Raw genomic sequence first — 9,102 nt, 5'->3', positions numbered from 1 at the left:
GGCTCGCTCCCACAGGATTTTGTGAACGCCCGAGATCCAGTGTGGGAGCGAGCCTGCTCGCGATGGGGCCCCGTTAGGCCAACGATTACTGCCCGGAAAAACGCAGTCGCGACAACTGTCGCAAATTCCCCTCGACATAATAATCATCCGTCCAACTGTCATCCGCCGCCAACGGCTGGACCTGCTTTAGCGCCAGTTTTTTCGCGTAATAGCGAAACCGGTAATGCTCATAAAACCGCAGCAACTCCAGACCATAACGGTCCGCCAGGTCGGTATCGCCGCGGATGATCAGGTAGTTCTCGTCATTGCTGTTGCTGGCAGCCGCACTGAGGTTATGACTGCCGCTGATGATCGTTGGCGTATCGCTGGTGAAATCCGTGACGATCGCTTTGGTGTGCACCAGCAGGTTGCCCTTCTGTCCTTCCTTGCTTTCCAGGAGCCAGCCTTCAAGGCCGGTATTGAGCAACGCAACCGTGGTGAATTCGGCGCTGCGGTCGGCGTGAAAACCGGTGATCTTGCTCACGGAGTTCTGCAGGCCGTAGCGCAGAATGTCGTCGTGGGGCTTACCGAGCAACGCGTTGAGGATGGCGTCGGGCAAGGTAAAGGCAGTGACGAACAGCAGGTCTTTTTTCGCCGCATTGATGATGTCGACGAACTCATGCAAGTCGCCCTGACCCGAGCGCGGGGAGAATCCGGCGAACAACGGTTGGCTCGGGTCCATCGGGTTGTGTTCGGTAATCCACTGCCGCGCGGCACCGACATCCGCCGGTGTGCCCCAGACCTGCTCGAACGTTTGCAGATAACGGGCGCCGACCCGAGCATCGTCCAGCACATGCACCACGTTGGCCTGACGGTAAATGCCGTTGGGCGTGAAGTTGGTGCTGCCGCAGAGCACGGCTTCAGGCTGACGCAGACCCGCGGCATCGAACCGGCTCAGGACGATGAACTTGTTATGGAAAATACTGTGGGTGACGCGCCCGCGCTTGTTTGCCGCCGGGATCTTTTCCAAGCTGGCCTCGTTAAAGGCGGTGGTGTCTTCGCCCGGTTGCGCGTGATACAGAACGCGAACGTGCACCCCGCGCTCCCGCGCCGCGTTCACCGCCTCGACAATCACCGGTAACTGGTATTCGTAGATGGCGACATCCAGTGCCCACTCGCTGCCGACGGCACGCTCGATAAACCCCAGCAAACGCCCGAGCAGACCGTTTTCCAGCCATCGGCGCGGGGCATCGGGCCAGGATTCCAGGGGCAACCTTTCCTTGCCGCCAAGGAGCGCGTCGAGCTCTGGAAACTTGCGCTGGAACGCCTGGCTGGCGGCCACGGCGCGGTTGAAATTGACACTCTGGTTGCCGGGATGGCCGTCATCGGAAGTGACCGTCACCTCCAGGGATTCGCCCAGTTGCGGCGCATCGGCGCTGCCGTAAGCCAGATAGACCCGGTATTGGATCGTCAGCCCCGGATTGACCGCGTAATCGGCCCAGCGAAATTTCTGCAACGGCGCGATATTGCTGGGAGTGGCGTGGTATTGAGGGAAGGTATGGGTCTTGCCCGGGAACGTCAGGCTGTTGAATAAAAACTGCCAGGGTTTGCTGCCCTGCTGCTTTTCGATGGCGAAACCCAGCAGGCCTTTGCGGCGGGGTTCGGCCACATCCATGGCCAACAGCACGCCATTGGTGCCGGCATAGGCTTTGACGCGGAAATCGTTCTGATGGTTAACGGCAAGTGCGCGCATGATTCACTCCTTTGATCGAATGCACTCAGAGCATAGGGGAGCGATGCGGATTCACCATGATTCTCCGGGACCGGGGTGATGCCATCGGGTGCAGGCTCGCTCGCACAAGGGATCTGCGGCGTAAACAAATCCTGCACGCGATGGGGCCTTTGCAGACAACACAGTCCTCAGCCTGAAACCAGCTCATCAATGTGGCGATAATCCGCTTGCAACTCTGCCGCCATCTGTCTGGCCCGACCTAACCGAATCGGCCCGCGCTCGATATCAATCAATAACCCCGGGCAGTCCAGCACCGGCAACCCCGGCCAGTCCTTCAATCGCCCATCGGTCACCAGCAGCAGCCTTTGCTGTTCCGCCGGAAAGCGTTTTTTCCGTGCCGCCAGCCAACGCCCCGCTTCACCCAGCGCCGCCAACAACGGCGTGCCGCCGCCCGCACCCAGGCCATCGAGCCAGGCACGCAACCCCGCCGACGCTTTCAAGCCTTGCACCTGCCACTTCGGCGCCTGACCGCTGGCGGTCAACAAGGCCAGGCGCGCGCGTTGGCGGTAAGCGTCGTCGAACACTTGCGCAAGTAAACCCTTGGCATCGCTCAACGCCTGATGACGGCGTGTCGAGGCCGATGCGTCGACGATCACCAGCCACAGCTCATGGGAGGAACGTGTGCGCAGGTGGAACAGCACATCTTTGCGTTGACGCGGCCGACCATTGAGCAAAGTGCCGGGCCAGTTGATCGAGCCACTGCGCGCAGCGTGACGCTTGCCCTGTTTACCGTTATCCAGTCGGCCTGCGCGGGGTCTGGCATTCGCCCCCGCGTCAGATCGAGGGCGAATGCCTAGGGCTTTTTTGGCCAGCTCGGCACTTCACGTCGGGCGCCGACCGGCAGGGCCTGAGCGGGCATTTCGCCCCATTGGCCCTGGCCTTCGCTCGGGCTGGAAGATTGCGCCGAGGGCGACTGATTGTGGTGCGGCGCTGGTGGCGATTGCTCGCGACGACGATGACGCAGGGCAAACTCGGCGACGGCGTCGATGTCTTCCTCGGCGATGGCGCCCGCCCCTCGCCATGCGGCGTGTGCACGGGCCGCGCGCAACCAGACCAGATCGGCGCGCAGGCCATCGACACCGGCGGCAAAACAGCGCTCGGTAATCTGCGCCAGTGCGGCATCATCCAGGGGGATGCTCGCCAATGCGCCGCGCGCCTTCTGGCAACGTTCACGCAGGGACTGCTGCTGGCTTTCCCACTCGACGCAGAAACCCTGGGGATCGGTGTCGAAATCCAGACGCCGGCGAATAATCTGGCCACGCTCGACCGGTGCGGTGTGACCATGGAGGGCGACGTTCAGGCCAAAACGGTCGAGCAGTTGCGGACGCAGCTCGCCCTCTTCCGGGTTCATGGTGCCGATCAGGACGAACTTCGCCGAATGCCGATGGGATATACCGTCGCGCTCGATCAAGTTGGTGCCGCTGGCGGCCACGTCGAGCAACAGGTCAACGAGGTGATCGGGCAGCAGATTGACTTCATCGACGTACAGCACACCGCCGTCGGCCTTGGCCAGTACGCCGGGGGAAAATTGCGCGCGGCCTTCGCTCAGGGCGGCGTCGAGATCAAGGGTGCCGACCAGCCGTTCTTCGGTGGCACCGAGGGGCAAGGTGACGAATTGACCGCTGGCCAGCAAGTCCGCCAGGCCTCGGGCGAGTGTCGACTTGGCCATGCCGCGCGGGCCTTCGATCAGCACGCCGCCGATTTTCGGGTCGATGGCGGTCAGGTAGAGGGCGAGCTTCAGATCGTCGGCGCCGACCACGGCGGAGAGCGGGAAATGCGGGGTGTCGGTCATCTTCAATACTCGGTCATGGTCTGTAGCAGGCACACTTTGTACCTGTAGGAGCGAGGCTTGCCCGCGAAGGCGTCTATTCAGTCGATATCACTATTGAATGTGAAGGCCTCATCACGGGCAAGCCTCGCTCCTACGGGGTTTGCGGTGTATCAGCCGTCTTCTTCTATGTCCAGCAACAGGTTTTCCAGCGCCTCGCGATACGCGCCCGGTTCCTGCCACATTCCCCGCTGCTGCGCTTCGAGCATGCGCTCGGTCATGTCACGCAGCGCATGTGGATTATGCTCACGCACAAAATCCCGGGTTGCCGGATCGAGCAAATACGCATCCGCCAGCAACGCATATTGATGATCGTCGATCAACCGGGTCGTGGCGTCGAACGCGAACAGGTTATCGACCGTCGCGGCCAATTCGAATGCGCCTTTATAGCCGTGACGCTTCACGCCGTCGATCCACTTCGGATTCGCCGCCCGGGAGCGAATCACCCGGTTCAACTCTTCCTTCAAGGTGCGGATCTTCGGCAAGTCCGGCTGACTGTGATCACCGTGGTAACTGGCCGCCGCTTCGCCGCTGAGGCTTTCCACGGCAGCGAGCATGCCGCCCTGGAATTGGTAATAGTCGTTGGAATCAAGCAGGTCATGCTCGCGATTGTCCTGGTTTTGCAGCACCGCCTGCACCTGGCTCAGACGCTGAGCGAATTGTTCGCGGGCGGCGGTGCCTTCATCGGACCCGCCGTAAGCGTAGCCGCCCCAGTTCAGGTAAACCTCGGCCAGATCTTCGCGGCTTTGCCACAGACGACCGTCGATGGCGCCCTGCACGCCTGCGCCATAAGCACCGGGCTTGGCCCCGAAGATGCGCCAACCGGCCTGACGCTTGGCCGCGTCTTCATCAAGGCCCGATTGCATCAGTGCTTCACGTTCGGCGCGCACTTTGGCGGCCAACGGGTTGAGATCGTCCGGCTCGTCCAGCGCGGCGACCGCTTGCACGGCAGCGTCGAACAGGCGGATCAGATTGGCGAAGGCATCACGAAAGAATCCGGACACGCGCAAGGTCACGTCCACGCGAGGACGGTCGAGCAAGCTCAGTGGCAGGATTTCAAAGTCGTCGACCCGCTGACTGCCGGTGGCCCAAACCGGGCGCACGCCCATCAGCGCCATGGCCTGGGCGATGTCATCGCCGCCGGTGCGCATGGTCGCGGTGCCCCAGACGGACAGGCCGAGCTGACGCAGGTGATCGCCGTGGTCTTGCAGATGCCGTTCGAGAATCAGGTTGGCCGACTGGAAACCAATGCGCCACGCCGTGGTGGTTGGCAGGTTGCGCACGTCCACCGAGTAGAAATTGCGCCCGGTCGGCAGCACGTCCAGACGACCGCGACTCGGCGCGCCGCTGGGGCCGGCCGGGACGAAACGACCACTCAGGGCATCGAGCAGGCCGCGCATTTCTGCAGGGCCGCAGGCGTCCAGGCGCGGGGCGACGACTTCGCGCAGGCTGTCGAGGATGGCGCGGACGTCGGACCAACCCGCTTCCTGTGGTAACAGGCCTTTGTGGCGAGGGAGTTTGTCGGAATGCCGCATCATCGCGCTGGATTGCGCAGCAGTCCCATTTTCCGGGTCCGCTTCGCGAACCAACGGGAGCAAGCTCCCTCGCCACAGAGGCTCGTTCCCATGAGGTTCGGCGTTGGTATTCAGAGTTTGCGCAATGAGTTGAGCTGCGAACAGTTCGAGGCGTTCGCGGGTATCCCCGGCGGTGCGCCAAGCCTCCTCGTTAAGCGATTGCAGTTCCACAGGACGCGGCCCCGCCCATGGCTCGGCCAACGCACAATCCAGCGGATCAAACCCCAGTTCAAACGCTTTGGCCAACGCCCGCAGCAGGCTTGATTGCGCGCCACGACCGTCGCCACGGGGGATGCGCAACAGCGCCAATAACGTATCGATGCGCAAGCGCCCGGTCGGCGACTCGCCAAAGATGTGCAGGCCATCGCGGATCTGCGACTCTTTCAAGTCGCACAAGTACGTGTCCAGCCGTGGCAACCAGATCGCCGCATCGACGTCGCTGTTGAGCTTTTCGTCCAGTTGCAGTTCACGGTCGATGTGCGTGTCGCGCACCAGTTGCAGGATGTCGCGCTGCAACTCTCGGGCGCGGCGCGGATCGAGCAATTGCGCTTCGTAATACTCGTCGGCCAGCAGTTCGAGATTGCGCAGCGGGCCGTAGGTTTCGGCGCGGGTCAGCGGCGGCATCAGGTGGTCGATGATCACCGCTTGGGTGCGACGCTTGGCCTGGGCGCCCTCGCCCGGGTCGTTGACGATGAATGGATAAATGTTCGGCAGTGGCCCGAGCAACGCATCCGGCCAGCAGTTTTCCGACAGCCCGACGCCTTTGCCCGGCAGCCATTCGAGGTTGCCGTGCTTGCCGACGTGGATCACGCCGTGGGCGCCATAGGTATGGCGCAGCCAGAAGTAGAACGCCAGGTAGCCGTGGGGCGGTACCAGGTCCGGGTCGTGATACACCGCACTCGGATCAACCTGATAACCCCGCGCCGGTTGAATGCCGACGAAGGTCAGGCCAAAGCGCAGCCCGGCGACCATCATGCGGCCGTCACGGCACATCGGATCGCTTTCGGGCGTGCCCCAGCGCTCCAGCACCGCTTGCTGATTGGCTTTGGGCAATTGGTGGAACATCAGCCGATAGTCGTCCATCGTCAAACTTTGCGCGCAGGGACGCTGATCAAGGGTGTCGAGGTCGTTGCTGACGCCGCCAAGCAACTGTTGAATCAACGCAGTGCCGCTGTCCGGCAACCCGGCAGGCAGCGGATAGCCTTCGGTGTGCAGCGCCCGCAGGATGTTGAGCGCGGCGGCCGGGGTGTCGAGGCCGACACCATTACCGATGCGCCCGTCACGGGTCGGGTAGTTGGCGAGGATCAGCGCGATGCGTTTTTCGCTGTTCGGTACCCGGGCCAGATCGATCCAGCGCCGCGCCAGTTCGGCGACGAAATCCATGCGCTCCGGTTGCGCCCGATAGCACACCACGTCCGACTGACTGCGCTCGCTGCGCCACGCCAGGTCCTTGAAGCTGATCGGCCGGCTGATGATCCGTCCGTCCAGTTCCGGCAACGCGATGTGCATCGCCAGATCACGGGGGCCGAGGCCCTGTTCACTGGCGAGCCAACCCGGCTCGTTGTCCTGGGCGCAGATCGCCTGGATCACCGGAATATTGCGTCGAAACGGCCGCAGATGCGGCGCTTCGGGGCTGGATTGAGCGAAACCGGTGGTGTTCAAGATCACCCCCGCCTCGACGTCGTCCAGTAGGTCCTCGACCACCGTCAGGCAGCCGGGTTCTTTCAGACTGGCCACAGCAATCGGCAACGGATTCAAACCCGCCGCCTGCAAACGCTGGCAGAAAACATCGATGAACGCGGTGTTCGCCGCCTGTAAATGCGAGCGATAGAACAGCACTGCCGCCACCGGTTGACCGGCCTGCCAATCGGCTTGCCAATCGTGAAGGTCGGCGGGGCTCTTTTGCGGGTGGTATATCGCCGTGCGCGGCAGGGTTTGCGGCTCGGCCCAGGCGTAATCGCGATCCAGCCAGCGATTGGCCAGGCAGCGGAAAAAATCCAGGGCATTGGCCATGCCGCCCTGACGCAAAAACTGCCAGAGCCGGTCACGGTCGGCGGCGGCTACGGTGCTCAGGTCGCTGAGTTCCGGGTCCGGGCGGTCATCGCCGGGCACCAGAATCAGCTGAACACCGCGCTGGGACAGCTCCACCAGACGCTCGACCCCGTAACGCCAATAGGCGATGCCGCCGTGCAACGAAATCAGAATGACCTTGGCATGGCGCAACACTTCGTCGACATACAAGTCGACCGACGCGTGATTCTGCACCTGCATCGGGTTGGCCAGGCGCACGCTCGGGTAATTGTCCGGCAACTGCTGCGCCGCTTCGGCGAGCAGCGCAAGGCTGGAATCGCCGCTGCACAGGATCACCAGCTCGGCGGGGGTTTGTCCAAGGTCGGCAATATTGTCATCCGACACGAAACCGCCGGGCTGGGTCCTGAGCAGGTGCATGGCTTAAACGCTGAGCGCGGCGCGCAATTGCGCTTCAAGCAGCGTGGCGTCCAGCTCCTGACCGATCAACACCAGACGCGTGTTGCGCGCTTCTTCGATGCCCCACTGACGGTCGAAGTGCTTGTCGAAACGTGTGCCCACGCCCTGAATCAGCAAGCGCATCGGTTTGTTCGGAATCGCCGCGAAACCTTTGACCCGCAGGATGCCGTGCTGGACCACCAGTTGGGTCAACGCGTCCAGCAGCAGGCTTTCGTCGGCTTGGGGCAATTCGATGGAAATGGAGTCGAAGGCGTCGTGGTCGTGATCGTCTTCACCTTCGTGGTGGTGATCGTGATGGCTGTGACGGCTGTCGATGTGTTCTTCGGAACCGGCACCGAGACCGATCAGCACGTCCAGTGGCACACGGCCGCTGCTGGCTTCGATGACTTTGACGGCCGGTGGCAGTTCTTCGGCGACTTCCAGGCGCACCCGGGCCAGATCTTCAGGGCTGATCAGGTCGGCCTTGTTGAGGATCACCAGGTCGGCGCTGGCCAGTTGGTCTGCGAACAGCTCGTGCAGCGGCGATTCGTGGTCCAGGTTCGGGTCGAGTTTGCGCTGGGCATCGACCCGATCCGGGAACGCGGCGAACGTGCCAGCGGCGACGGCCGGGCTGTCGACCACGGTGATGACCGCGTCAACGGTGCAAGCGCTGCGAATTTCCGGCCACTGGAAGGCTTGCACCAGCGGTTTTGGCAGGGCCAGGCCCGAGGTTTCGATGAGGATGTGGTCGAGATCGCCGCGACGGGCGACCAATTCGCGCATCACTGGGAAGAATTCTTCTTGAACGGTGCAGCACAGGCAACCGTTGGCCAATTCGTAGACGCGGCCGTTGGCCTCTTCTTCGGTGCAGCCGATGGAGCACTGCTTGAGGATTTCGCCATCGATGCCCAGCTCGCCGAACTCGTTGACGATCACCGCAATGCGGCGGCCCTGAGCGTTGTCGAGCATGTGCCGCAGCAAGGTGGTTTTGCCCGAGCCGAGGAAGCCGGTAACGATGGTGACGGGGAGTTTGGCCAGTGTTTTCATCGGATGCCCTTTGGCAAGGTGGCGGGCATACGGGACGACAATCGCTGCGACGGATGCGCGCGCGGAAGAGTTCGCCACCGGATCACCCCGCCCGGTTGTAGTGAGAATCTGTGTCGAGGCAGGTCTCCTGGCTGACGGTGTGCCGGTCGATGGACCTGGCATTCGCTGCGCCTTCCCGCGAACCCGTTGCACAGGGTTTGCAGTGGCGTGGCAGCGAACATCACCGTTCACAGTTGCGGGGGCAGCCGCGGCATCGACCGCGTTCCCTTCTTAGCTTCGGCAAATGCCGAAGAACCTCGAAAGCGCAAGGCTACGCATGGTGTGGGGGCGGGTCAATGTCTTGTGGCGCTCTCACCGGCGCCTTCGCGGGCACGCCTCGCTCCTGCGGGACAGCGGTGCGTTTACAGGAGCGAGGC

Annotated in this window: 5 protein-coding genes and 1 riboswitch; all 5 genes read right to left on the bottom strand. The window is 62.8% G+C overall.

Annotated features, from left to right (window positions below; genetic code table 11):
• Positions 1 to 85: 85 nt before the first annotated feature.
• Positions 86 to 1,732 carry a phospholipase D-like domain-containing protein gene (locus QMX98_RS28635; protein ID WP_282411744.1) on the bottom strand — a complete coding sequence of 549 codons (1,647 nt, stop codon included), beginning with the start codon at positions 1,730 to 1,732 and terminating at the stop codon, positions 86 to 88.
• A gap of 167 nt (positions 1,733 to 1,899) precedes the next feature.
• Positions 1,900 to 2,511, bottom strand: coding sequence for a VWA domain-containing protein (locus QMX98_RS28630; protein WP_083376582.1), 612 nt, complete (start codon positions 2,509 to 2,511; stop codon positions 1,900 to 1,902).
• A gap of 53 nt (positions 2,512 to 2,564) precedes the next feature.
• Positions 2,565 to 3,563 (bottom strand): ATP-binding protein, encoded by a 999-nt coding sequence (locus tag QMX98_RS28625; RefSeq protein WP_221106147.1) that lies wholly within the window; start codon positions 3,561 to 3,563, stop codon positions 2,565 to 2,567.
• A gap of 149 nt (positions 3,564 to 3,712) precedes the next feature.
• Entirely contained in the window at positions 3,713 to 7,621 is a 3,909-nt protein-coding gene (gene cobN / locus QMX98_RS28620; protein ID WP_282411743.1) for a cobaltochelatase subunit CobN, read from the bottom strand.
• A gap of 3 nt (positions 7,622 to 7,624) precedes the next feature.
• A complete protein-coding gene (gene cobW / locus QMX98_RS28615) occupies positions 7,625 to 8,686 on the bottom strand; it encodes a cobalamin biosynthesis protein CobW (RefSeq protein ID WP_282411742.1) in 1,062 nt (353 codons plus the stop codon).
• Between the two features lie 99 nt (positions 8,687 to 8,785).
• Positions 8,786 to 9,000, bottom strand: a riboswitch (cobalamin riboswitch).
• Positions 9,001 to 9,102 lie beyond the last annotated feature (102 nt).

This window comes from Pseudomonas sp. PS02303, from assembly GCF_029959925.1.
GTDB lineage: Bacteria > Pseudomonadota > Gammaproteobacteria > Pseudomonadales > Pseudomonadaceae > Aquipseudomonas > Aquipseudomonas mandelii.
The sequence above is the reverse complement of the archived record's forward strand: the minus strand, read 5'-3'. Positions and strand labels throughout refer to the sequence as shown.